Here is a 23,323-nt window from a genome sequence, read left to right as displayed (position 1 = left end):
CACGCAAAGTTTTTTTTCATAACTTGCAATTGGGTTTTAATAATTTAATTTTTGTTAATACTCGCGATGCCCTGTAGCTATTGAGTTGAGATGCTATGGCTCAGGGCATTTTTTTCTTGGTGTGCTGAGGATCAGTGTTGTTTCATTTGTGTTTTATTTTTTTATTTCACACCCGTCTCCGGAGAGGATGTATACTCCATTTTTTGTTTGTGTATAGCTGAGGTTATTGAGTTTACTGATGACACTCAGTACCTGCCTGAGGCTGGTCGTATTGAGGAAGTAAGCCGTAAATTTGCAGTGGCTGATCTGATCGCTTGCCAGGCTGATTTCAGCACCATAACGTTCTTCCAGAAGGTTGATGGCCTGATCCATGGCGATATCGTTCAGCACCAGGTCTTCTTCTTTCCATAACGTAGCAATTTTAGCATTGGAAGAAGATTTCTCTGCAGTACTGGAATTGACATGGTAGTTGATCTTCTGATCGGGTAGCAATACGGCCAGTGTTTTCTGCTGGTCGGATACGGCTACTTTACCCCGTGATACCGTAACTTCAACATCATTTTCATTTGCTTTGGCTTTGATATTAAACGCAGTTCCTAAAACCCGCGTGGTTAATTTTCCGGTATGTACCAGGAAAGGTTTTTTTTCATCATGCTGAATGTCGAAATAGGCTTCTCCGCGTAAATAAACTTCACGGGTATTGCTGCCGAATGTTTCCGGATAATCTAAATGGCTGTCTTTATTCAGGATGACGGTACTTCCGTCGGCCAGAACAATTCTTTTTACTCCTTTGGGCAAAGGATGGGAACTGGCTTTCTTTATTCCTGCATAGCTGTGTGGTGGAATCTTGCTTTTCTTTAGCTGAAGGGTACCATAACCCAGCACGAGAAGGAATATTGCTGCTGCTGTCCAGCGAAAGGAGGGATGAAACCGGATTGTTTTTTTCGGGGGAATTTTTTCTTTTTCAGTATACCCGCTTTTCAGGATTCTGTTGAACAACCTGAGTTTAACGAGTTGTTCGTGTTGACTATCCCGGAATACTTCCTGCGCACGTTCAGGCACATCAAATGTATGGTGCCATTCCTCCAGCATTTGCTGTTCATGCGGGGTCAGTGTTCCTTCTGCTTCTTTTTGCAGTAATTCCTGCAATACTACTCTGTTTAACTCGGCCATCTACAACATAACCAGTTCAGGACAGGGGATGTACTAGGCGGTTTTTACATTTAATAGGAATGGTACCGTTTGTTAATGTGGAATTAACAGTAGGGTGCTGATTGTTATCAAGGTGTGAAGTGCGGCAGGGGAGATCGTGTCCTGGCCATAGAGGTTCACGGCGATCCTGATTCTTTTTATTGCGGAACTCATCTGGTTTCTGACCGTTTGGTTGGAAAGGTTCAGCTGATTGGCTATTTCTTCATTGCTGAGGAATTCATTCCGGCTCAGCAGGAAAATCTGCTTCATTTTTTCAGGCATACGATCAATTTCTTCCTGTACCAGGCCTTCCAACTCGCGGGCCATGAGCTTGGTCTCACTATCGGTATGGGCTATTTCTTCCCTGTTGGATTCCTGTGTTTTATAGCTGGCCTGAATGAATTGTTTCCTGTGGAAATTTATGATTCTGCTTTTCAGGCGCATATGAAGAAATGCCCTGATCGATTCATCTTTCTCCAGAATAATGTTTCCGGTAAGCAGGGATAGAAAAATGTCATGTAAGATATCTTCTACATCTTCTTCAGAGCGCAGGTGACGGAAGGCCACCAGGTAGAGTTCCTTCCAGAACTTTTCATATATCTCACCAATAGCTTGCTTATTTTCCTCTTGCATCTGATAAAACCTGATCTCGTGCTGCAAAAGTCAGCTTTTAATATTACGATAATGTTAAGCAATTAAAATAAGCGCGTGGGGGAGTAGGCTTAGTCAGAGGGGGATAAGTATGACCTGCAGGCGAGGGATGATTGATCATTGGCCTGCAGGTAAAACAGCGTGGTAGGTATTATCTTATTTGAATTCGGAGGTCTTATGGAATTCGATATCCGGATAATCGCGTTTTGTCATGTTGATCATGAAGTCATTATCGGCAAGGAAAACAGGATTACCGTCTTTATCCTGTCCAATATGCTGTTGTTTCCGTTTCAGAAATTCTTCCATCTTCTTCTTGTCTGTAGAAGTTACCCAGTTGGACCGGCTGTAACTTAACATACGGAAGCGTGCTTTTGCCCCGTATTCATGCTCTAAACGGAAGGCGATCACCTCGAATTGCAGATCTCCGACAGCACCGATGATCTTTCTGTTCCCCGGCTGTGCCGTGAATAACTGGGCGACACCTTCTTCTGTAAGCTGTTGTATGCCTTTCTCCAGCTGTTTTGTACGAAGTGGGTCCATATTCTCTACTTCCTTAAATATTTCAGGAGAGAAGCTCGGAATGCCCTTAAATTGTAATTTCTCACCTTCAGTCAGGGTATCGCCAATTTTAAAGTTTCCGCTATCGTATAATCCCACAACGTCTCCCGGCCATGCTTCTTCCACAATACTTTTTTCATTGGCCATGAAGTCCATGGGATTGGAGAATTTCAGTTTTTTATCCTGACGGGTATGGTAGTAGAATTTATTTCTTTCAAACTTGCCTGAACAGATTCTCAGGAAGGCAATACGGTCACGGTGTTTGGGATCAAGGTTGGCATGGATCTTAAAGACGAATCCGGAGAAGTTTTTTTCTTCTACCAGTACTTCTCTTTGTTCTGCTTCCCTGCTTCTTGGGCTAGGGGCAATTTTAATGAAGGTATCCAGCAGTTCTTTGATTCCAAAGTTGTTGATTGCACTCCCAAAGAAAACAGGTGCCAGCAATCCTTCCGTATACATTACCGGATCCAATGTACCATAGATACCTTCAACCAGTTCCAGATCGCCTTTTAATGTTTCCAGTTCTTTTGGTTTGAGGAAGTTGTTGAGGTTATCATCATTCAGGTCATCTACCTCGATTACCGGATCGGCAATTTTAGTTTTATCAGGTTCAAACAGGTTGAGGTGTTTGTTGAAAATACTGTAAACGCCTTTGAAGGTGTGTCCCTGGCCGATAGGCCATGAAAGGGGACAGAGGCTGATGCTTAATTTGTTTTCGATTTCGTCAAGAAGATCAAAGGCATCTTTACCTTCACGGTCCATTTTATTCACGAAAATAATTACCGGAGTATTCCGCATACGGCACACGGCCATGAGCTTCTCGGTTTGTTCCTCCACACCCTTAACACAGTCAACGACAAGGATCACACTATCCACAGCGGATAATGTTCTGTAAGTATCTTCCGCGAAGTCTTTGTGACCTGGGGTATCCAGAATGTTGATGCGTTTATCTTTGTATTCAAAGCCCATCACAGAGGTGGCAACAGATATTCCACGCTGTTTTTCGATTTCCATGAAATCGGATGTGCTGCTTTGGTTGGCTTTATTGCGCTTCACAGCGCCAGCTGTATTAATTGCCCCGCCAAACAACAGAAATTTCTCTGTTAATGTTGTTTTCCCCGCATCGGGGTGACTGATAATGGCAAATGTTTTTCTTTTTTCTATTTCGGGGTGGATCATAAAGAGTTAAGCGTATTTGCTTGATTGAGGCTGCAAAGATAAATATAATATATAAAATAAAAACCGGCTAATCATAACCGGTTTTTATCTGTTGTTTTATCCTCTGCTCCTGCCAGTCCTTGAAGACTGTCCTTCTGAACTTCGTTGCTGACTTTCGCGCTGCTGGCGTTGTTGGTTTTCACGTTGCTGCTGCTCCTGACGTTGCTGCCCTTCACGCTGTTGGCGTTGTTGTTGTTCGCGTTGCTGTTGCTCCTGACGTTGCTGCCCTTCACGCTGTTGGCGTTGTTGTTGTTCGCGTTGCTGTTGCTCCTGACGTTGCTGCCCTTCACGCTGTTGGCGTTGTTGTTGTTCGCGTTGCTGTTGCTCCTGACGTTGCTGCCCTTCACGCTGTTGGCGTTGTTGTTGTTCGCGTTGCTGTTGCTCCTGACGTTGCTGCCCTTCACGCTGTTGACGTTGTTGGTTTTCACGTTGCTGTTGTTGTTCGCGTTGTTGCTGCTCCTGACGTTGCTGCCCTTCACGCTGTTGGCGTTGTTGGTTTTCACGTTGCTGTTGTTGTTGCTGCTCCTGACGTTGCTGCCCTTCACGCTGTTGGCGTTGTTGGTTTTCACGTTGCTGTTGTTGTTGCTGCTCCTGACGTTGCTGCCCTTCACGCTGCTGGCGTTGTTGGTTTTCACGTTGCTGTTGTTGCTGCTCCTGACGTGGTTCACCTTCGCGAGTACGTGGGTTTGTGGCAGGGTTTCTCGATTCGTTATTTCTATTATTATTTCTCCCTGGCTGTCCTGGGCGAGTTGTATTATTGGCAGGGTTTCCAGATTCGTTATTTCTATTATTGGTTCTCCCTGGTTGTCCTGGACGGGTTGCATTATTGGCAGGGTTTCCAGATTCGTTATTTCTGTTATTGGTTCTTCCTGGTTGTCCGGGGCGAACAGCATTCCCTTGATTGTTCCTGTCTGGTTGTGAAGGACGTCCGGTATTCACTCCTGATCTTCCTCCGCGAGGACTGTAAATGTTGATGTTATTATTTGAAATGTTTGTTCTTCCAGGTCTGGTTGATCTGTTAATATTATATACCGTTACATTTCTGTTCGTTACACGCCTGATATCATTGGCCCTTGGACCGGTATAATAAACATGTCTGTCACTTCTGTACGTATAATTGATATAAGTAGTACGGTTATAGATATTTCTATTGCGACCGTAGTATCTTGGATAATAGCTGCTATAAATGGTTCGCTGAGGAATAAATACCCACCAGCTGAAAGGAATGTCGTAACCCCCGCTGCCGATACTGATATCTATACCAAGTCCTGGACGTAAGGGAGCCCATCCATAATAACCACCACCGCTTCTCCAGGTCACCCAGGCTGGTCCCCATACCGTATCAGGGATCCAGATCCAGTCATTAAAACTGTTCAGTACCCAACGGCCATAATGAAATGGTGCCCATCCCCAGTCATAATCAGAGATCCAGGTATTGCCGTATTCTGTCATTGCCCAATGGCCATTGGTATAATATGGCCTGAAATCATTCCTATCCACGTCGGGCCGCCATACATATCCATAATCTGGATCCTGTATCCACTGTCCGTAGGGAGATAATTCGTCATAAAACGTTTCAAGGCTAATGTCATCATCCTGTGCCATTGCCTTCTGTGTGATTCCGGTGAGCAGGAGCAGTAGCCCAAGCAATATCGCCGGCAATTTGATCATGTTTTTCATTTGTGTGTGTATTAAAATAAACCTAACCTCTTAGTTTTATATCAATGAGAGCTGAAAGCTCTGTAATAGTTTAATTGTCTATGAAATATGATGATAAGATCACTGGAAGATTACCCAATAGCGGATGATCAATGATTCTTTCTTCAGTGTTTATATTTGTTAGTCGCCCTCCAGGCAATGTAAGTATAAATGGTAATAATAGTTAAGTTTGCACCTGATATAATTTATTGTATCCAATATTTGAGCCAAACTTCTTTTTAGAGGTTATTATTCTCTTATTTTGTAATAAAATAAAAAATAGATCAGGAAACCTGCAGGATTAGAAATGCAAAAAGATCAGGCTGGCAGACAGATTCCGTAGCTATAAATAAATATCAAATGAAATCATCATCAGCATACTGTTTACAGATAGCAATGAAAACCGGGCATGCGCGTTCATGAATTCAAATAAAACACAATTATATTCAAATGAAACTATCATAAGCTTAACGCTTACAAACAGCAATGAAAACCGAGCTTGCGAGTTCTTGAATGCAAATAAAGAACAATAAGAGCTAATGAAAAACCGAGCTTGCGAGTTCTTGAATGCAAATAAAGAACAATAAGAGCTAATGAAAAATGCTTATGATAGCTTCTAATCTTTAAAAAACAATATTCACTAATGAAAAAAGGCGTATTATACCTCATTCCGGTAACCTTGTCAGAAAATGTTTCGGCGAAATCATTTACTCCGTATCTGATCGAAACTATCAATGCCATTGATACCTATATCGTAGAAAACGAAAAAACAGCAAGGAAGTCTTTAAAGGAGGCAGGGATCAGGATTCCGCAAAGTGACCTCACCATCCATGATTATGGTAAACATAAACGTAATGATTCCATGGTACCTTATTTCAAAGAATTGATGACAGGTAAGGATGTGGGGTTCATGAGTGAAGCCGGATGTCCTGGAATTGCTGATCCTGGTGCTGAAATCGTATCAGAAGCCCATAAGAGAGGAATTAAAGTTGTACCGTTGGTTGGGCCAAGTTCCATCCTGCTGGCTTTGATGGCCTCAGGATTTAATGGGCAGAGCTTTACTTTTCATGGCTACCTGCCGATAGATAAGGCAGAGCGGGTAAAGCGGATCAAGGAATTGGAGCAACTTTCTGAGAAACATAAACAAACGCAGCTGTTTATCGAAACACCTTTCCGGAATAATCACCTGTTTGAAGATATCCTGAAAAATACCTCCGCACAGACACAGCTTTGTGTAGCGTGTAACATCACGGGAGAAGACGAATTTATAAAAAGTATGTCTATTGGACAATGGCGTCAGGAGCGGATTGACCTGCATAAAAAACCGACGATCTTCCTGATCTACCGCTAATCTTTTCAGCGGCAAGGAAGGTTATCGATACATATTTTTACTGTCCATAAATGCGATTACATTATCAGGAACCAGAAACTGGATACTTTTTTTATTTAAAAGAGCTTTTCTGACAAAAGTAGAAGAAAGCTCCATTTGAGGGGTTTCTGTTAATGTAACCGAAGGATGGCCTTCCCATTCGGAAAGGTCTACACCCGGACGCGGATATACAAAAATGGCATAATTCTTTAGCAGTACTTCATAATTCTTCCATTTTTTGAAGGAGGAAAGGTTGTCTGCACCCATGATCAGGCTGAATTCCCTGTCCGGATATTTTTCATGCAGGTAAGCGAGGGTATCAACCGTATAAGAGGGCTGTGGCAGGTTGAATTCGATGTCGCTCACCTTAATGTGGTCAGCCGAAGCCGTGGCTAACCTTGCCATTTCCAGCCTGTCATACATGTTTGCCAGTCCTTTTCTGTTCTTCAGGGGATTATGTGGGGATACCACCAGCCAAACCTCATCCAGATCGGTAAAACCGGCCATATAACCTGCGATAATGAGGTGGCCTATGTGAATAGGGTTAAAGGAGCCAAAAAACAGACCGGTCTTCTTCATCCTGACAACGAATTTTAGGAATTGATAAAATCTGAAATGAGTTGCTCTGCTTCCGCGCAGGCGGTATCAAGATCAAAGTTTTTTAGTACCACATCAAATTTGTCGGCGTATTTAAGCTCTTTTTCCGCCTTTACAAACCTTTCCTGAAGTTTTTCCGGGCTGTCAGTCCCGCGACCGCTTAAACGTTCTTTAAGCACCTCTAATGAAGGCGGCTGAACGAAAATAGCCAGTGCATCGTCTTCATATTTACGTTTCAAACGTAATCCGCCTTCCACGTCTATATCAAAAATTACATGCTTGCCTTCATTCCATATCCGCTGGATCTCAGACCGGAGGGTACCATAAAAGGTACCGGTATACACTTCTTCAAATTCTACAAACTCCTGGTGGGCAACTTTATGGAGGAAATCTTCCTGTGAAATAAAATAATAATCGTTTTCATGTACTTCATCACCGCGTAACTCCCTGGTTGTTGCAGAGATAGAAAAACTGAGTGACGGAAATTTTTTCAGCAGATGTTTAACGATCGTTGTTTTACCTGCGCCGGACGGAGCTGAAAATATAATAAGTTTACCTTGTATCATTTGAATTGTATTCTTTATAGTATTTCCCTGAATCTGCCGTACAAGCAAAGACTGGGGGATTGGGCGAACTTTTAACGTATTAAATAACGTTAAGCAATTGTTCTTTAATTTTTTCTAACTCTTCTTTCATCCCAACAACCAGTTGCTGGATCTGTGCATCATTTGCTTTTGCACCCATAGTGTTGATTTCCCTTCCGATTTCCTGTGAGATAAAACCTAACTTTTTCCCGTTGGCATCTTTACTCTTTAAGGTTTCCATGAAGTAATCACAATGGCTCTTTAAGCGGATTTTCTCTTCTGTAATATCCAGCTTATCAATGTAATAGATCAATTCCTGCTCCAGTCTGTTCTGGTCTACATTGATTTTTCCTACATTTTCTTCTAGGAACTGACTTAACCTGGCCTTGATATGTGGAATACGCAGCGGAGCCAATAATTCAATCTGCGCAAAGAAGTCCATTATATTTTTGATTCTTAATTCAAGGTCGGCCCTTAAAACAGCTCCTTCAGTTTCCCTGAACTGATTGAAATTTTTCAGGGCAGTGTTGAATGTTTGGTACAAAGTGTCCCATTCTCCCTCATTTACGACTTCCTCTGTATAGGAAATTACATCCGGGAAACTCAGGACAGCTTGTAAAAGGTTTGAGGAATTTGCCCCTAAATCAATGTTGATCTCCTGTAATTGTTTGTAGTATTTGCTCAATAAGGCGGCATTGATCGTTGCACCCTTAAGGTTTTCTTCACTACGTTCGATATTGATGGAAACATTTACCTTTCCGCGTTCGATCTCTTTACTGCAGATATTTCTCAGCATAAGTTCCTTATCGGCATATGCTCTTGGCAATTTTAAGTTAAGTTCCAGAAACTTACTGTTCAGGGATTTAATTTCTACGGCAAACTTAATATTTTCCTGATCGGCAGAGGCCAGGCCATAGCCTGTCATTGATTTTATCATGTGCAAAGATATAATTTATTGTTAAAATGCTTAAGATGTATAATGATTATTCATCCGGAAATCAGTCATATACACGGATTTTTACATTATTTAACGTGTAGATTCATTAACAATAGTTAAATTTACGTCACATAGAACGCAGATACATGAGCAGTTACACGTTAAAAGGGATTCTATCTTTCACGCTTTTGGTAGCGTATTCATCGATAGCTTTTGCCCAGCAGGACTTTTTGTTAAATGGTGTGGTGATGGAAAGCGGATCAACAAACCGTGTAGCTCTTGCTGAGATCACCAATAAAAGGACCAAATTTACGGTAGGGAGCAATGATCTTGGACTTTTCCAGATGAAGGCCCTTGTGGGGGATACGCTGTTGGTGATTAAAAGGAATTTTTCTGACAAGGAGATCGTTGTTTTATCCAACCGGGATATGATCATTTACCTGAATATGGGCACTACCCTGAATCAGGTAGACATCAGGGGACAGTCTAAAAAGGCTGAACTTGATGATATCAAACAGGAATTCCGAAATAAGGGCGTGTACCATGAAGGAAAACCACCTTTGCTCTCTTATCTTTTTACGCCCCTTACGGCTATTTATGAACTGTTTGGTAAAACGCCTAAGAACGCGAGGCGATTTGGCAAATACTATACTTCGGAACTGCAGCAAACGACCATAGATGGTTTTTTTAATGAGTCTCTGATTCAGAAAAATACAGAATTGAAGGGAAAAGAACTGGAGAATTACATGTTGAATTACCGTCCCGATTATGAGAAATCCAAAAACTGGACAGAGTACGATGCGGTAAAATACATCAGGGATACCTACAAGCAGTACACCGATACCTTAAAGAAAAAGTAAGACGAGACAGAAGCACCTAAGCATTCAGGATAAATCCGGACTTACAGATCCTGGATAGGTACGTCTGTTAATGGCTAACACATGGCTGATCCCTGAAGAGAAGGTGTTGTTAATTTGTCTGTGGGAATCAAACAGGAGCAGGTATTCTTTTTTATTAGCGGAGCGGGATAATCATTAGATAGACAAAGCCTCACATGCTTTCTCTGCAGCCTGTTTTTCGGCATTTTTCTTATTGTAATCTCTTCCTACACCAAAACTTTCTCCTTCAATCATCGCCTGTACGGTGAAAAGTTTGGCACTTTCTCCTTCGCTGTTCTGCACCATATCAAAAGTAATATCTTTGGCATGGCGCTGGCACCATTCAATCAGTTTACTTTTAAAATTGGTTTCTGTCTGCTCCAGGGTATGGATATCGATGTATGGCTTTACAATGCGTTTCAGCAGTAACTCCTTGGTGAAGTTATATCCCTTGTCCAGATAGACGGCACCGATAAGTGCCTCAAAGGCATCACCCAGCATAGAATGATGTTTTGTCTGCATATTCACCATTTTTTGGTCGAATACAATCAGTTGGTCGAAGCCCATTTTTCTGGCGAGCTGGTTCAGGTTAGCCCTGTTCACGATCTTGGAACGCATTTCGGTAAGAAATCCCTCTTCTTTGTAAGGATAATGCTTGAAAAGAAGTTCCGCAATAACAGCACCCAGAATGGCATCACCTAAAAATTCGAGTCTTTCATTGCTGCTGCGGCTGCCATTTTTCAGAACTTTAGCCACAGACCTGTGCCTGAATGCCATTTTATACAAAACGGTATTTCCAGGCACAAAGCCTAACATATTTTTCAGCTTTTTAATAAACTCTTTATCAGGTGATAAATAAAGTTTATACAGGTCAAATAGCGGCATTAATCTTATAAAAAATCGACATTCTGGAGATTTACTCTACATACTTTTTGAAAATCACTGAAGCATTGTGCCCGCCAAAGCCGAAAGTATTACTCAACGCAGCCCTAACCACGCGTTTTTGAGCGGTATTGAAGGTAAAGTTCAACTTTGGATCGAAAGCAGGATCATCATTAAAGTGATTAATTGTTGGGGGAACGATGTCGTTTTTCACGGCAAGAATAGCAGCAATAGCTTCAGCAGCGCCAGCAGCACCAAGCAGGTGGCCGGTCATTGATTTTGTTGAGCTGATATTCAATTTGTAAGCATCTTCACCAAATAAATCTACAATTGCCTTGGTTTCACTAATGTCTCCAAGCGGGGTAGACGTTCCATGAACGTTAATGTAGTCGATATCAGCGGTAGTCATGCCTGCATCTTTCAATGCATTGGTCATCACCATTTTCGCACCTAATCCCTGGGGATGCGGAGCTGTAATGTGGTTTGCATCAGCACTCATACCACCACCAACTAATTCAGCGTAAATTTTTGCACCACGTGCTTTTGCATGTTCCAGTTCTTCAAGGATAATCGTTCCTGCACCTTCACCGGCAACAAATCCATCTCTGTCTCTGTCAAACGGCCTTGAGGCTGTGGAAGGATCGTCATTTCTTGTCGAAAGAGCGTGCATTGCATTAAATCCACCAATCCCGGCTTCATTAATAATTGCTTCAGAACCACCGCTGATGATCACATCAGCCATATCCAGGCGAATGTAATTGTACGCATCAATCATCGCATTTGTAGATGATGCACAGGCTGATACTGTTGCAAAATTGGGACCGCGCAGACCATATTTTATAGAGATATGGCCGGTAACGATATCAATAATCATTTTTGGAATAAAAAACGGGTTAATGCGGGGAGTTCCATCACCTGCAAAATATACCCTCATTTCCTCAAGAAATGTTTTGATTCCGCCAATACCAGAACCCCAGATTACGCCGATGCGGTTTGTATCCAACTTTGTGAAATCAAATCCCCCATCTTTTACGGCTTCATCTGTAGAAACAATCGCATACTGAACAAATGGATCTAACTTGCGGGCTTCCTTTTTCTCTAAAAAGTCTTCAACATTGAAGTTTTTGAGCTCGCATGCAAATTTTGTCTTGAACTTTTCTGTGTCAAAACTTGTAATCGGCGCAGCGCCGCTCACACCATTTAACAGGTTCTCCCAGTATTCCGGGAGAGTATTGCCAATTGGAGTGAGCGCACCTAAACCTGTAACTACTACTCTTTTTAATTCCATTTATACGGATTATACGGAGACCGTATGTTCTACTTTACGTTTTTCTCTAAGTAAGCAATGGCTTGACCTACAGTGCCGATTGTTTCAGCTTGATCATCAGGAATCGCTACATTGAATTCTTTTTCGAATTCCATGATAAGTTCTACAGTATCCAAAGAATCCGCACCTAGGTCATTAGTGAAAGAAGCTTCTGGGGTAACCTCGCTCTCATCCACACCTAATTTTTCAACGATAATAGCCTTAACTCTTGAAGCAATATCAGACATAATGTTATAATTTAATGGGTTAAATAATTCAGTGCAAAGAAAAATAAATTCTAACACATTTCAAATGTTTTTATTTCTCTACCAATTTTAATGTTTTTATTTCAAACGGGAAAGCAAAAATAGTTTTATAATTTCGCATCTTAAAATATTCTTAAGAATCTGCTTTGAACAAAACGTATTTAAAACTCTCTTTAGACCTGGATTTCGTCCTAATCGCCATTACAGCCTCTTTAAAGGACTATGTGATCTGTCATAAGATAAATACAAATCTTAATTTAAATTTTGAAAAAATGGAAGATCATGAGGTGTTTTTTAATGTTGATGAGCCTCCGCGTGCCTTCTCAAAATATTATTTTTATATTGAGCAATGGGACAATGAATTTTTTATGGTGAGCAACCGCAACAGTGAAGGTTTTTTGATTCCGGAGATGAATAAGGTCGATTATTTTATGATCATTCAGTCTTATATTGATAAAGAAGATGTTAACAATATAATTTCGGGCTTGAATAAACTGCCTGATATTCAGGTAGCTGCGCAAATTGATCCAATAAAGTTACGGTCAAAAGAGAATTTAGTGATGTAGATTATACAATTTAGTGATGTGAATTATATGTGCTACGTGTATTAAATACACTATATTTGAAGCTCACTTTATTAGTTAAATAACAGAATTAACAAGACTAACATCGGTTTTTAAATCTAAAGCCCCAATTATGTTGGCCATTATTAAATAAAAGTAACTCAAGATGAAACCCTTTCATTCCAGAACCAAAATTGTAGCCACCCTAGGCCCAGCCTCGGCAAAACCAGACGTTTTATACAGCATGTTCAATGCCGGATTAGATGTTTGCAGACTTAACTTTTCACACGGCTCACAAGCTGATCACCAGGAAGTTCTGGATACGATCAGGGAAATCAACAAAAAATACGATTTCAATGTGGGTATATTAGCAGATTTACAAGGTCCGAAAATCAGAATCGGAATGGTTAAAGATGGTGGTATACAGTTGGTTAATGGTGCGCGTACAATTATTACTACAAAAGAATGTATTGGTAATGAGGAACGTATTTATATCACCTACACAACTTTCCCTAAGGATGTAAAAGCAGGTGAAATTATCCTTTTGGATGATGGTAAACTACAAATGAGAGTGATTGAAACCAACCTTGAAGATGAGGTGGTTTGCGAGGTTGTTCATGGGGGTATCCTGACTTCAAGAAAAGGTGTAAACCTTCCAAATACTAAAGTTTCTATTCCTTCATTAACTCCTGAAGACCGTAAAAATCTTGACTTTGTATTGGAAAATGATGTGGACTGGATAGGTCTTTCATTTGTTCGTAATGCAGGAGATATCATCGAATTAAAAGATGTGATCAAAGAAAGAGGTAAACATGCAAGGGTGATTGCTAAAATTGAAAAACCTGAAGCTATCGCTAACATCGATGAAATTATCGCTGTTTCAGATGGTATCATGGTTGCCCGTGGTGACCTCGGTGTGGAAATGCCAATGGAAGAAGTTCCTTTGTTGCAAAAAATGATCGTTCAGAAATGCCGTGCGGCTTCTAAACCTGTGATCATTGCTACGCAAATGCTGGAAAGTATGATCACTACACCAAGACCAACACGTGCCGAGGTGAATGATGTGGCCAACTCCGTACTGGATGGAGCAGATGCAGTGATGTTAAGTGGTGAAACATCAGTTGGTGAATTCCCGCTGATCGTTATCGAAACCATGCAGAAGATCATTACTAACATTGAGGTAAACAACTATCCTTTCAACGCACAGAAACACCTTAAACCTAAGTCTGAGACTTTCTTAAGCGATGCAGTATGTGATTCAGCTGTGTTCTTAGCTAAACAAACTAACGCAGTAGGTATTGTTTCCCTTACTGTAAGCGGATATACGGCATTTGAAATTTCAAGCCACAGGCCGGAAGCTTTGACTTATATTTTCACGAACAACAGAAGCCTGATCAATACTCTGGCATTGGTTTGGGGTGTACAGGCATTTTATTATGATGCTTTTGAAAGCACTGATAAAACGATTTCTGACGTGAATGACCTGTTGGTGAAAGCGAAATTGATCAAAAAAGGAGATATCCTGATCAATACTGCTTCCGTTCCAATGGAGAATAAAGGAAAAACTAACATGTTAAAAGTAACTGTTGTTGAATAAGGTTCTTTAACATCCAAAAAAAATATTACTTTTGCAACCCCAATGGAGAGGTGTCCGAGTGGTTGAAGGAGCACGCCTGGAAAGTGTGTATACCTCAAAAGGGTATCGAGGGTTCGAATCCCTCTCTCTCCGCGGTTAAAAAGTAAAAACATAAGAGCGCTTTAAACGTAAGTTTAAGGCGCTTTTTTATGTTAGAAGGGTTTTCTTCTCTACCCTATTATCAAACCATATCAACCGCGCTGCCATCCTTTCATCTCCATTATCTACTGCTTCATCTACACAATCACCCTGTATGGCGATGCGGCTCTTTTCTTTGGCATATTTTATAAACCTTTATTACTGAAAAGTGGTCTGAATCGTCATGATGGCATCACGTCATGGCTTGCATATCCCCTGCTTTTCGTAACAATGAAGGAGAATGATTTTTCAAAAAGAGAACAGATGATCTTATTTTTTTGCGGCTTATCAGGAGCGGGTAAAACCACTCTGGCCGAAAGCATAAAGGCCGAATTGATTAAATACGGAATGCAGCTGGAAATTATCGATGCGGATGAATACCGTACAAGATTATTTACTGATCTGAAATTTACTAAAGAAGACCGGCTCGAAAATATGAGAAGACTTGGATTTATCGCTGAGAAATTTGCAACTCATGGCATCCTTACCATTGTCAGTGCGATAAATCCATATGAAGAAATGCGGATAGAGCTAAAAAATAGCCTCTCCAACGCTAAAATTGTTCATATCGACTGTCCGTTAGCACAACTGAAAATCAGAGATACCAAAGGTTTATATGCCCGTGCAGCTTTACCCCATGGCAACCCTGATAAGCTGCTTAACCTCTCAGGGGTAAATGATCCCTTTGAGATCCCTCAATTTCCTGATGTATATGTGAATACTGGATGTTCATCCTTAAATGACTGCAGCAGGGAAATTTTTACTTACATCATCAATCAATTCAGCAATGCCAGTAAAAGAACAGCCTGATGCCGCAGCGCATACACTAATCATCACCGGAATGCACCGTTCCGGTACTTCGCTGGTCACACAATGGCTTCATCTCTGTGGGTTGCATGTGGGTGAGCGGCTTTTGGGTGGAAATGAATGGAACAGTGACGGTCACTTTGAAGACCTGGAGTTTTTAAGCTTACATGAAGACACCTTGTCCCAGCAAGGCCTGCCTTCTTCAGGACTGTGTACATTGGGGAAAGTTACCCCCAGCACGTATGCAAAAGCAAAGATTAGTGCCGTTCTGAAGGTGAAGAATGAGTTTTACAGACAATGGGGATGGAAAGAACCCCGGACTTGCCTGTTCCTGGATACCTATAAGGATTTGTTGCCCTCTGCAAAATACCTGATTGTTTTTCGCGACTACCATGCGGTGGTCACCTCCCTGCTGCGTAGAGAATTCCAGCCCATTGAACAGGAATATCTATCCAGAAACTGGTTCAAACGCATAGGCTGGAAATTGTTCAGGAGACAGCAGCGTATGGATGAATATTACAATGCGCACTCAGAAAGGTTTCTTAAGATATGGATTGCTTATAATACTGCAATTTTGAATTATATCAGGAACCTGAACCAAGAGCAGTACCTTGTGGTCAGCTCTGATCTGCTCAAAAAGAAAAGTGTGGAAGTATTTGAATACCTAACCCACAAATGGGGGTTTAGCTTAGATTACCGTGGTTTCCTGACTGTGTATAAAGAAAATCTGATCAGCAAAACATTTGATTTCAAACCTTACATCAGGAACTACCAGACCATAAAGGATGCCAATCGAATTAATGATCTTTTTAATGGCTATCTGAGCGATGCCAGAGAGCGGCTGGATGTGGAAGGTAATGGGTTATTCCGTGTTTAGAATAACCCAATACCATGTATAAATTAATGATGATTTGAATATGACTCTTATGCAGTCTAAATCCCCTATGGGAAACTATTCCCCGCGTTTGCGTTGGTTGTCCTTGTTAGAGGTCTGATCAGAACGCTGTCCACCACCATTCGTAATTCCCTGTTGTTTTTTATCATCCCTTACTGCATGATTCGCACGGTCTGATGTTGGATTTCCCTGTGATTTTCCAGTTTGTTTTAAATCCTGATTTTTCATAACTATATGTTTTAATGATCAATAGATACCATAAACAACGATCAAGGCTTAAAAAGGTTTGTCAAAAAATAGCCCCGGTTCTAATTAAAGAAGCCAGGGCCGGTTTTCCATAGGATATGGAGTATTTTTAGAATTTCACACCTACACCAACAGAGAACACCTGGTTTCTGAATTCCGGTGTATTGGTGCTTCCGTCTTCGTTGTTTTTCTGGAAGTCCAAGGCATAACGTCCGTGGATGTCGAATTTAGGGTTGATGTCATATCTGAAACCCACTACACCACCTACCAGACTTTTCTTGAACCTGTCCGATTCTTCGTCAATAGTTTGTTCTACACTGCCAAAATCGTTCTCGAACTTGTTTTTAGTGGATAACAAAAAGGAAACCTGCGGACCGGCAACAATGTTAAATGAACTCCCCAATCTGAAACTTGCTAAAATTGGTACGTCAATGAATGAAGTTGTCCTGGTAAATTCACCAAATGAAGAAGTTTGTTTGTATCCTTTTTGGGCGTACAATACCTCCGGTGTAAATGCCAGACCTGCAATTAATGGAATCTCAACAGTAAGACCCGCATTGAAACCTAATTTCGATTCGGTATCAAAATCATTATTTCCATCATCTTTAATGATGTTTGCAATGTTCAAACCTCCCTTAACACCAAACTTAATTCCGTCCTGTGCGTTCGCTGCTGTAGCGATGAATAGGCCTATAGCCAGAATAAATATCTTTTTCATAATTTTTTAATTTACTGATCACTCTAATTTCTTGTTAAACCCGCCGTCCCGGTTTTTATGTTCAACGGGGAGGGCATTGAAAGAAATGTGCCATTCTCAGGAATAGCGCAGTTCAAAATTTAGAATTGTCTATTAAATGTTTGATATCAGTGCGTTAAAGTGTTTTGAGGAATATTTACTCCTGAAAGCAGAAGGCTTCAGTGGGCACAACAAAGTGTATCAAATTTGATACAATGAAGGTGTTTACCTGTATTCCTGTTGCTGTTTTATTCCCAAAAGAGCTGAGCAATATAGATGAATCCATCTGCCTTCAGTCCTTTTCCTTAACTTTGAGAGACAAACAAAACGGTTTTCATGGTCCAAAAAAATTATTACCTCCTATTTATTCTGCTTTTCACCACTGTATTTTCCGCACAGGCACAAAAAAAATCATACATCCAGTCTTTAGAAGAGCCCAATGAATGGGTAGATTCTGTATTTCATAAATTGAAGAGGAGACAGAAGATCGCACAACTGTTTTTTGTAAGGGCACATACCGATAAGGGACAAGCCTATGAGGATTCTGTGGGGAGGGTGATCAGGAAAGAACGAATTGGAGGATTGGTCTTTTTTCAGGGAGGTCCTGGAAGACAGGCAATCCTGACGAATAAATATCAGGCATTGGCCCGTACCCCTTTGCTCATTGCTTCAGATGGCGAATGGGGCCTGGGAATGCGTCTTGACAGCACCATTTCTTTTCCTTACCAAATGGCATTGGGCGCTATACAGGATAAAGAGCTGATCTATAAAATGGGGCTGGAGGTCGCTAAAGATTACAGAAGGATCGGGATGCACATGAACCTGGCACCTGATGTAGATATCAACAATAATCCTAAAAACCCGATCATCAATTACCGCTCATTCGGTGAGAATAAATATAATGTAGCGACGAAAGCTGCAGCGTATATGAAAGGAATGCAGGATGGCGGACTTTTGGTCAGTATCAAACATTTTCCTGGTCATGGTGATACGGATGTGGATTCTCATTATGACCTGCCACAACTGAATTTCAGCAAGGCACGGCTGGATAGTCTGGAAATTTATCCTTTCAAGGCCCTGGTTGCTGAAGGTGCTGCCGGAGTCATGATTGCGCATATGAATATTCCGGCACTGGATAATACGCCAAATCTGCCGTCGACTTTATCAAAACCTATAGTTACGGGTATCTTAAGGGAAGAACTTGGATTTAAGGGGCTGATCATCTCTGATGCAATGGAGATGAAAGGTGTGGTTAAACATTTTAAAGACGGTGAGGCCGATGTCCTGGGGGTGATTGCCGGTAACGATATTCTGGAACTTTCTGAAAACAGTGCCAGAGCGGTTAAGCTGGTAAGGAATGCCATCAGGGAAGAACGGATCAGCATGGATCAGATCGATGCGAGTGTCCGCAGGATCCTTATGGCCAAATACTGGGCCGGATTAAACCTGAAGGATTCCATCAATGAAGCCAATGTTGCTGCAGAGGTGAACAGGAAAGAAAGCCTGGCCTTGGTGCAACAACTGGCGAATGCCACAATGACGCTATTAAACGGTCCGGGAGCCATAAAAGCATTGTCCGTAGCTAAAAGAACGGCGGTGATTAGTATCGGCACTCCCGGAATTACCACATTTCAGCGTGAACTCGGTGCGTTCTACAAAAATACGGTTTTCTTCAGCTTGGATAAAACAGCTAATGCGAATGCTGTCGCTAAAGTGATGCGCGATATCAAAGGTTTCGACCAGGTGGTTATCGGAATTCATGATTCCCGTACCCGCCCTGGAAATGGGATGGTGCTAAGCGCAGATCTCAAACTGATGATTAAGGATATGTCAAAAACCAATGCCATATTCGCTTTGTTCGCCAATCCTTATAACCTGGCTTCATTTGCAGGAATAGAAAGAAGCCAGTCGCTGATCGTTGCCTATCAGAAAGAAGACTTTATGCAGAAAGCTGCGGCAGCGGTGATAAAAAATCAGTTGGTCCCAACAGGAAAATTACCGGTTACAGTGAATGAATTTTTCAAATACGGTGCGGGAGAATAGAGAATAAGGAAATGCTTCAGCATAAGGAATAGCTTGGGATGAGCTAACTTTATGTTGAAGCATTGTATTCAGTGGATGGGCGATGAAATACCCTATTTTGAAGTGTTCTCTTTTTTAGCGTAAGTCTGCGGATCTACAGCAGCATAGGTCCAGTTCTTAAGGAAATCGGTTACCTTTTTTACACTGTGTCCCTTTCCTTCTTCCAGGTAAGCGGAGTTTTCGATGTGCAGCACTTTCCCTTTTCCATCAAGAATGACAAATACGGGATAACCAAAACGGCCCGGGTAATTCAACCCCGCCATAACCGCTTCATTTTTGTTTTCTTTGCTGTAATTTACCAGTACCGTTTCATAGTTCTGGTTCAGATAAGTTTTCAGTTCCGGTGTGCGGTCCACCAGTTGGTGGAATGCAATACACCAGGGGCACCAGTTTCCACCTACCTGGATAAAAACATGCTTGCCCAATTTCCTGGCCCGCAATACAGCTGCATCGATATCTGCCTGTGCATTTGCATCAGGATTATAAATTTTTACGGCCTCTTTTTTTTCTGCGGTTTTTGTATCCTGAGCAAAGGTTGCAGTAGAAGCAGCCATGAGCATAAACAAAAGGACTGAAAATGTTTTCATTTGCATTTGATTATTATTCTGTGAATTTTAATAGTTATTTGATTGTCGTCGCGATGTTTCAAAATTGTCTTCAGGATGTTTCAGACAGTTAAAGATGTAAGTCTTTTTGGTATCCGGCCTGGTTGTGATCTTTTATTCAAGTACAGTTCAGGCAGTAACACTTATTTAACATTTCCCTGTGTAAACAATTTCTATAGGTAAATGTATAGAATCCTAAAGGGACATTTGTAACGGAAGTATAAAAAAAGCTAACTTCACCTCATGCAGCAACCCCTCAAAATATTACAAGCTTCTGCTGGCTCTGGTAAAACATTCAGCCTCACCGCGCATTACCTTACCCTCTTATTGTCAGGCGAAACGAAATACCGGGAAATACTCGCTGTAACCTTTACCAATAAGGCTACGGAGGAGATGAAATCCCGGATTATGGAAGTATTGAAAGGCTTTGCAAGAGGGGAAGAGGACGTGAATGACTACCGGACGCTGATTCTGGCGGCTCACCCTGAGCTGAATCCGGATACTCTTCAGCAACTTTCTGCACGGATATATAAACGCATTCTGCACGATTACAGTCGTTTTTCAGTGAGTACGATCGATGGATTTGTGCAAAAGGTAATCCGCGGCTTTGCCTTTGAACTAGGGCTCGATTCCGGGTATACCCTGGAAATGAACTTTGATAAAGTTAAAAATGAACTTGCCGATAAGCTGGATGAGCAACTCGATAACAATCCAAATCTGCTGCAGTGGATTATTGATCTCGCATTAGACCGGATCAGCAATAACATCAGCTGGAATTACAGGACAGAACTGACAGACCTTGCCGGTGAAATATTTAAGGAACGTTATCAGCCTTTTGATCATGCCATTCAGGACCTCATCAAAGAAAATGATTTGGATGAACTCTTTATAAATTATGGAAAAGAGACCAAAAAAAATATCTCCGCATTTGAGGAAATGGTCAGCAAGCTTTCCGCTAAAGCAATGGAAGTGTTTGAATCGGCAGGCGTTCATCCTGATCAGCTGAAAGGGAAATCAAGATCACCACTGAATAACCTGAAGAAGATTGCGGCGGGTGACCTGGATAAGGTCGATAGCCTGAAAAAACTAATTGATGAACCGGACGAATGGATGAAGCCGGGAGGTGATAGTTCGCTTTACGAATCCCTGAACCCTATTATCCGGGAACTGAATACGAGTTATATTGCCCAGCTGCCACAATATATCCTGGCCGGGGCTTTCAATAAAAACTTATACTACCTGCGCCTGATGCAGGAAATGGCCGTACTCTTAAAAACATACCGGGAAGAAAGCGGAAGCCTGCTGATCAGCGATGCCCAAAACCTGTTAAAAGGCATCACTGGGGAGGATGATGATAACCCGGCCTTTATCTGGGAAAAGACAGGCAGCAGATACCGTCATTTTCTGTTCGATGAGTTCCAGGATACTTCGGCCAATCAGTGGGGTAACTTCAGGCCTTTGCTGAAAAATGCCATGGCTGAAGCAAACGGTCAGCTGATTGACCACCTGATTGTCGGTGATGTAAAACAGTCAATTTACCGTTGGCGCAATGGTGACTGGAACATCCTTCACCAGCAGGCAAAAAAAGATATTGGTGCTGCTTACGTGACCGACTCCAGTCTGGAAGAAAATTACAGGAGTACAAAAAATATTATAGAGTTCAATAACTTTCTGTATAAAGCGCTGCCGCTGAAAATGCAGGCGAATTTAAATGCAATGCTCGCAGAACAGGAGGACAATAAACTGTTGCTGGATTGGTGGGCAGAAAAAGGGTATGACCAGATTATTCCCAATGTATATGCTACAGCAGCGCAGAAAACAACCGGTCGGACCCCTGATGGTGGAACGATTGATTTTAATGTCCTGACCACCGATGAAGGGGGAGCAGCATTGAACAGAACGAATTTCAAGGCAGAAACCCTGCGCAGGACAGTGACTCTTCTGCAAAAACTTCTGGTGGAAGAAAAACGGTATCAGGCAGGTGATGTATGTGTACTGGTGCGTTCCAATGCTGAAGCAGTTGCCGTTGTGGATACCCTCATGGAAAACAATATCAATGTAATTTCCGGAGAGGCCCTGTTGCTGAATAACAATACCACTATAAAACTATTAATTAACACACTGAAAATGATGGCAGGAATGCCATCTAATACGGCTTTATATAAGGCAAATTGTATCAGTTTATATGCACAGCTGCAAAACCGGCATGCTGATCCGGCAGCACTGTTCAACCTGAAATTGAAACAGCTCGAAGAGTTAAAGGAGGTGTTGCCGGAAGAATTGTGCCGCAACTGGCGCAGCTGGATGCAGCAGCCATTGCCAGAACTGCTGGAAAAACTGATCACTGCCTATGGGCTGAATGAAGAGGGCTATAGCCACCATCTTCCTTATCTTTTCGCCCTGCGTGACCTTACCGGCAATATCAGCCGGCAGGGAGAAAAGGGAATCAGCTCATTTCTAAAATACTGGGACGAAGAAGGTGGCCGGAAAACCCTTCCGTCTTCTGAGAATGCCGATGCAGTGCAGGTGATTACCATCCATAAGTCCAAAGGCCTCGCTTTTAAAGTGGTCATGATCCCTTTCTGTAACTGGGATATCAATGGAAAGATCAATACCATATTCTGGGTTCCTTCGGCTGACACACCGTATCACCAGTTACAAAGTATTCCACTGAAGTATAATTCAAGTCTGGGTTCTTCTACTGTGGCCATTCCCTATTATGAAGAGTTGTTATACAATAATATGGATGCATTGAATATGCTGTATGTTGCCACCACACGTACAAAGGAATATTTATACATCAACTGTCTCGGGAAGAAGTCGGATAGTCTGAGCACGATAGGTGATTTACTGATTAAAATACTGGAAGAACAGCTTTCTGGGGAAGGCCAGTTCCTGCTGGAAGAGGAGGTGCCGGAAAAAGTGAAGATAAAACCAGTACAGCCGGACAGCACGGAACTGATCAGTCTTTCCGGATATCCGACCTCAGGACGTTTAACTGAAGTTTTCAATAATGACCCCAAAAGAAGAGAGATCGAAATGTTGCTGAACAATACAGCCGGAAGGGAAGGAACGATCCTTCATGAAGTATTGGCCAGGGCAGAGGATGTGGAAGATATAGACTTCGTTCTTTCTGAAATGTTAACGGCGGGATTTTTTAAAGAACAGGAGAGGGCTGCGCTGAAACTTCAGGCGATGAATGTGCTGACACATGAAGACCTGCAGCACCTGCTGGCCAACAGTACGCAGACCATCAACGAAAAGAGCATCATCGATATCAACGGAAAGAGTTACCGTCCTGATAAGGTGTTGTTCAATGGAGATGAGGTGGTGGTTATTGATTATAAGTTTACGAAAAAACAGAGCCGGAACCACGTTAAACAAGTACACGGGTACCGGGATCTTTTACAGGAGATGGGGTATACCAGGGTGAGTACGTATTTATTTTATGCCCAAAGTGGCGAATTGAATTTAGTGTAA

Annotated in this window: 21 protein-coding genes and 1 tRNA gene; 9 read left to right on the top strand and 13 right to left on the bottom strand. The window is 41.8% G+C overall.

The features are described 5' to 3' along the window. Positions 1 to 153: 153 nt before the first annotated feature. The 4 genes from ACSBL2_RS26315 to ACSBL2_RS26300 all read right to left on the bottom strand — a co-directional run bounded on the left by ACSBL2_RS26315 (position 154) and on the right by ACSBL2_RS26300 (position 5,298). Entirely contained in the window at positions 154 to 1,173 is a 1,020-nt protein-coding gene (locus ACSBL2_RS26315) for a FecR family protein (RefSeq protein WP_442589526.1), read from the bottom strand. Between the two features lie 72 nt (positions 1,174 to 1,245). Continuing rightward, a complete protein-coding gene (locus ACSBL2_RS26310) occupies positions 1,246 to 1,824 on the bottom strand; it encodes a sigma-70 family RNA polymerase sigma factor (protein ID WP_442589525.1) in 579 nt (192 codons plus the stop codon). Positions 1,825 to 1,998: 174 nt separating this feature from the next. Beyond that, entirely contained in the window at positions 1,999 to 3,579 is a 1,581-nt protein-coding gene (locus tag ACSBL2_RS26305; protein ID WP_442589524.1) for a peptide chain release factor 3, read from the bottom strand. Between the two features lie 96 nt (positions 3,580 to 3,675). Beyond that, positions 3,676 to 5,298 (bottom strand): DUF6600 domain-containing protein, encoded by a 1,623-nt coding sequence (locus ACSBL2_RS26300; RefSeq protein ID WP_442589523.1) that lies wholly within the window; start codon positions 5,296 to 5,298, stop codon positions 3,676 to 3,678. Positions 5,299 to 5,959: 661 nt separating this feature from the next. Between ACSBL2_RS26300 and ACSBL2_RS26295 the strand changes: the two genes are divergently transcribed. Next, on the top strand, positions 5,960 to 6,667 hold the full coding sequence (locus tag ACSBL2_RS26295; protein WP_442589522.1) for an SAM-dependent methyltransferase: 708 nt from the start codon (positions 5,960 to 5,962) through the stop codon (positions 6,665 to 6,667). 21 nt (positions 6,668 to 6,688) lie between these two features. On the opposite strand, the gene nadD is transcribed toward ACSBL2_RS26295, so the two are convergent. From nadD to ACSBL2_RS26280, 3 genes are all read right to left on the bottom strand, one after another. Further along, the gene (nadD, locus tag ACSBL2_RS26290; RefSeq protein ID WP_442589521.1) at positions 6,689 to 7,264 is read right to left on the bottom strand and encodes a nicotinate (nicotinamide) nucleotide adenylyltransferase; all 576 of its coding nucleotides are present in this window, start codon (positions 7,262 to 7,264) and stop codon (positions 6,689 to 6,691) included. A gap of 14 nt (positions 7,265 to 7,278) precedes the next feature. Next, the gene (gene gmk / locus ACSBL2_RS26285; RefSeq protein ID WP_442589520.1) at positions 7,279 to 7,848 is read right to left on the bottom strand and encodes a guanylate kinase; all 570 of its coding nucleotides are present in this window, start codon (positions 7,846 to 7,848) and stop codon (positions 7,279 to 7,281) included. 79 nt (positions 7,849 to 7,927) lie between these two features. Further along, positions 7,928 to 8,791 (bottom strand): YicC/YloC family endoribonuclease, encoded by an 864-nt coding sequence (locus tag ACSBL2_RS26280; RefSeq protein WP_442592256.1) that lies wholly within the window; start codon positions 8,789 to 8,791, stop codon positions 7,928 to 7,930. A gap of 158 nt (positions 8,792 to 8,949) precedes the next feature. Between ACSBL2_RS26280 and ACSBL2_RS26275 the strand changes: the two genes are divergently transcribed. Continuing rightward, positions 8,950 to 9,663, top strand: coding sequence for a hypothetical protein (locus tag ACSBL2_RS26275; protein ID WP_442589519.1), 714 nt, complete (start codon positions 8,950 to 8,952; stop codon positions 9,661 to 9,663). A 174-nt stretch (positions 9,664 to 9,837) separates the two neighbouring features. Here ACSBL2_RS26275 and rnc read toward each other — a convergent pair whose 3' ends face one another. Genes rnc through ACSBL2_RS26260 form a run of 3 tightly spaced genes read right to left on the bottom strand, consistent with a single transcriptional unit; the run spans position 9,838 to position 12,117 of the window. Next, complete coding sequence (rnc, locus tag ACSBL2_RS26270; protein ID WP_442589518.1) at positions 9,838 to 10,566, bottom strand: ribonuclease III; 729 nt, start codon at positions 10,564 to 10,566, stop codon at positions 9,838 to 9,840. A 31-nt stretch (positions 10,567 to 10,597) separates the two neighbouring features. Next, positions 10,598 to 11,851, bottom strand: coding sequence for a beta-ketoacyl-ACP synthase II (fabF, locus tag ACSBL2_RS26265; protein WP_442589517.1), 1,254 nt, complete (start codon positions 11,849 to 11,851; stop codon positions 10,598 to 10,600). Between the two features lie 29 nt (positions 11,852 to 11,880). Beyond that, complete coding sequence (locus tag ACSBL2_RS26260) at positions 11,881 to 12,117, bottom strand: acyl carrier protein (RefSeq protein WP_008508386.1); 237 nt, start codon at positions 12,115 to 12,117, stop codon at positions 11,881 to 11,883. Between the two features lie 164 nt (positions 12,118 to 12,281). Here ACSBL2_RS26260 and ACSBL2_RS26255 point away from each other — a divergent pair, with 164 nt between their 5' ends. The 5 genes from ACSBL2_RS26255 to ACSBL2_RS26235 all read left to right on the top strand — a co-directional run bounded on the left by ACSBL2_RS26255 (position 12,282) and on the right by ACSBL2_RS26235 (position 16,156). Continuing rightward, entirely contained in the window at positions 12,282 to 12,701 is a 420-nt protein-coding gene (locus tag ACSBL2_RS26255) for an IPExxxVDY family protein (protein WP_442589516.1), read from the top strand. A gap of 163 nt (positions 12,702 to 12,864) precedes the next feature. Beyond that, the gene (gene pyk, locus ACSBL2_RS26250; protein ID WP_442589515.1) at positions 12,865 to 14,295 is read left to right on the top strand and encodes a pyruvate kinase; all 1,431 of its coding nucleotides are present in this window, start codon (positions 12,865 to 12,867) and stop codon (positions 14,293 to 14,295) included. Positions 14,296 to 14,339: 44 nt separating this feature from the next. Continuing rightward, positions 14,340 to 14,427 (top strand) — tRNA-Ser (locus ACSBL2_RS26245). Between the two features lie 309 nt (positions 14,428 to 14,736). Continuing rightward, on the top strand, positions 14,737 to 15,282 hold the full coding sequence (locus ACSBL2_RS26240; RefSeq protein WP_442589514.1) for an adenylyl-sulfate kinase: 546 nt from the start codon (positions 14,737 to 14,739) through the stop codon (positions 15,280 to 15,282). Beyond that, on the top strand, positions 15,260 to 16,156 hold the full coding sequence (locus ACSBL2_RS26235) for a sulfotransferase (RefSeq protein WP_442589513.1): 897 nt from the start codon (positions 15,260 to 15,262) through the stop codon (positions 16,154 to 16,156). Before ACSBL2_RS26240 ends, ACSBL2_RS26235 begins: the two co-directional genes overlap by 23 nt. A gap of 75 nt (positions 16,157 to 16,231) precedes the next feature. Here the strand turns inward: ACSBL2_RS26235 and ACSBL2_RS26230 are convergent, their stop codons facing one another. Together ACSBL2_RS26230 and ACSBL2_RS26225 are read right to left on the bottom strand one after the other, a co-directional pair. Beyond that, positions 16,232 to 16,402 (bottom strand): hypothetical protein, encoded by a 171-nt coding sequence (locus ACSBL2_RS26230; RefSeq protein WP_442589512.1) that lies wholly within the window; start codon positions 16,400 to 16,402, stop codon positions 16,232 to 16,234. Positions 16,403 to 16,529: 127 nt separating this feature from the next. After that, the gene (locus ACSBL2_RS26225; protein WP_442589511.1) at positions 16,530 to 17,138 is read right to left on the bottom strand and encodes a porin family protein; all 609 of its coding nucleotides are present in this window, start codon (positions 17,136 to 17,138) and stop codon (positions 16,530 to 16,532) included. 354 nt (positions 17,139 to 17,492) lie between these two features. Between ACSBL2_RS26225 and ACSBL2_RS26220 the strand changes: the two genes are divergently transcribed. After that, positions 17,493 to 19,199 carry a glycoside hydrolase family 3 protein gene (locus ACSBL2_RS26220; RefSeq protein WP_442589510.1) on the top strand — a complete coding sequence of 569 codons (1,707 nt, stop codon included), beginning with the start codon at positions 17,493 to 17,495 and terminating at the stop codon, positions 19,197 to 19,199. A gap of 92 nt (positions 19,200 to 19,291) precedes the next feature. On the opposite strand, the gene ACSBL2_RS26215 is transcribed toward ACSBL2_RS26220, so the two are convergent. Next, positions 19,292 to 19,825, bottom strand: coding sequence for a thioredoxin family protein (locus ACSBL2_RS26215; RefSeq protein WP_442589509.1), 534 nt, complete (start codon positions 19,823 to 19,825; stop codon positions 19,292 to 19,294). A 261-nt stretch (positions 19,826 to 20,086) separates the two neighbouring features. On the opposite strand from ACSBL2_RS26215, the gene ACSBL2_RS26210 reads away from it, so the two are divergent. Further along, positions 20,087 to 23,323, top strand: coding sequence for a UvrD-helicase domain-containing protein (locus ACSBL2_RS26210; protein WP_442589508.1), 3,237 nt, complete (start codon positions 20,087 to 20,089; stop codon positions 23,321 to 23,323).

The sequence above is a fragment of the Pedobacter sp. AW31-3R genome (assembly GCF_052180285.1).
Classification (GTDB): Bacteria; Bacteroidota; Bacteroidia; order Sphingobacteriales; family Sphingobacteriaceae; genus Pedobacter.
This window is presented reverse-complemented; position numbering and strand designations above follow the sequence as displayed.

Coding starts and splice junctions, on each gene's coding strand:
- ACSBL2_RS26315 (WP_442589526.1), bottom strand. CDS start 1,173: ATGGCCGAGTTAAACAGAGTAGTATTGCAGGAATTACTGCAAAAAGAA.
- ACSBL2_RS26310 (WP_442589525.1), bottom strand. CDS start 1,824: ATGCAAGAGGAAAATAAGCAAGCTATTGGTGAGATATATGAAAAGTTC.
- ACSBL2_RS26305 (WP_442589524.1), bottom strand. CDS start 3,579: ATGATCCACCCCGAAATAGAAAAAAGAAAAACATTTGCCATTATCAGT.
- ACSBL2_RS26300 (WP_442589523.1), bottom strand. CDS start 5,298: ATGAAAAACATGATCAAATTGCCGGCGATATTGCTTGGGCTACTGCTC.
- ACSBL2_RS26295 (WP_442589522.1), top strand. CDS start 5,960: ATGAAAAAAGGCGTATTATACCTCATTCCGGTAACCTTGTCAGAAAAT.
- nadD (WP_442589521.1), bottom strand. CDS start 7,264: ATGAAGAAGACCGGTCTGTTTTTTGGCTCCTTTAACCCTATTCACATA.
- gmk (WP_442589520.1), bottom strand. CDS start 7,848: ATGATACAAGGTAAACTTATTATATTTTCAGCTCCGTCCGGCGCAGGT.
- ACSBL2_RS26280 (WP_442592256.1), bottom strand. CDS start 8,791: ATGACAGGCTATGGCCTGGCCTCTGCCGATCAGGAAAATATTAAGTTT.
- ACSBL2_RS26275 (WP_442589519.1), top strand. CDS start 8,950: ATGAGCAGTTACACGTTAAAAGGGATTCTATCTTTCACGCTTTTGGTA.
- rnc (WP_442589518.1), bottom strand. CDS start 10,566: ATGCCGCTATTTGACCTGTATAAACTTTATTTATCACCTGATAAAGAG.
- fabF (WP_442589517.1), bottom strand. CDS start 11,851: ATGGAATTAAAAAGAGTAGTAGTTACAGGTTTAGGTGCGCTCACTCCA.
- ACSBL2_RS26260 (WP_008508386.1), bottom strand. CDS start 12,117: ATGTCTGATATTGCTTCAAGAGTTAAGGCTATTATCGTTGAAAAATTA.
- pyk (WP_442589515.1), top strand. CDS start 12,865: ATGAAACCCTTTCATTCCAGAACCAAAATTGTAGCCACCCTAGGCCCA.
- ACSBL2_RS26240 (WP_442589514.1), top strand. CDS start 14,737: ATGATCTTATTTTTTTGCGGCTTATCAGGAGCGGGTAAAACCACTCTG.
- ACSBL2_RS26235 (WP_442589513.1), top strand. CDS start 15,260: ATGCCAGTAAAAGAACAGCCTGATGCCGCAGCGCATACACTAATCATC.
- ACSBL2_RS26230 (WP_442589512.1), bottom strand. CDS start 16,402: ATGAAAAATCAGGATTTAAAACAAACTGGAAAATCACAGGGAAATCCA.
- ACSBL2_RS26225 (WP_442589511.1), bottom strand. CDS start 17,138: ATGAAAAAGATATTTATTCTGGCTATAGGCCTATTCATCGCTACAGCA.
- ACSBL2_RS26220 (WP_442589510.1), top strand. CDS start 17,493: ATGGTCCAAAAAAATTATTACCTCCTATTTATTCTGCTTTTCACCACT.
- ACSBL2_RS26215 (WP_442589509.1), bottom strand. CDS start 19,825: ATGAAAACATTTTCAGTCCTTTTGTTTATGCTCATGGCTGCTTCTACT.
- ACSBL2_RS26210 (WP_442589508.1), top strand. CDS start 20,087: ATGCAGCAACCCCTCAAAATATTACAAGCTTCTGCTGGCTCTGGTAAA.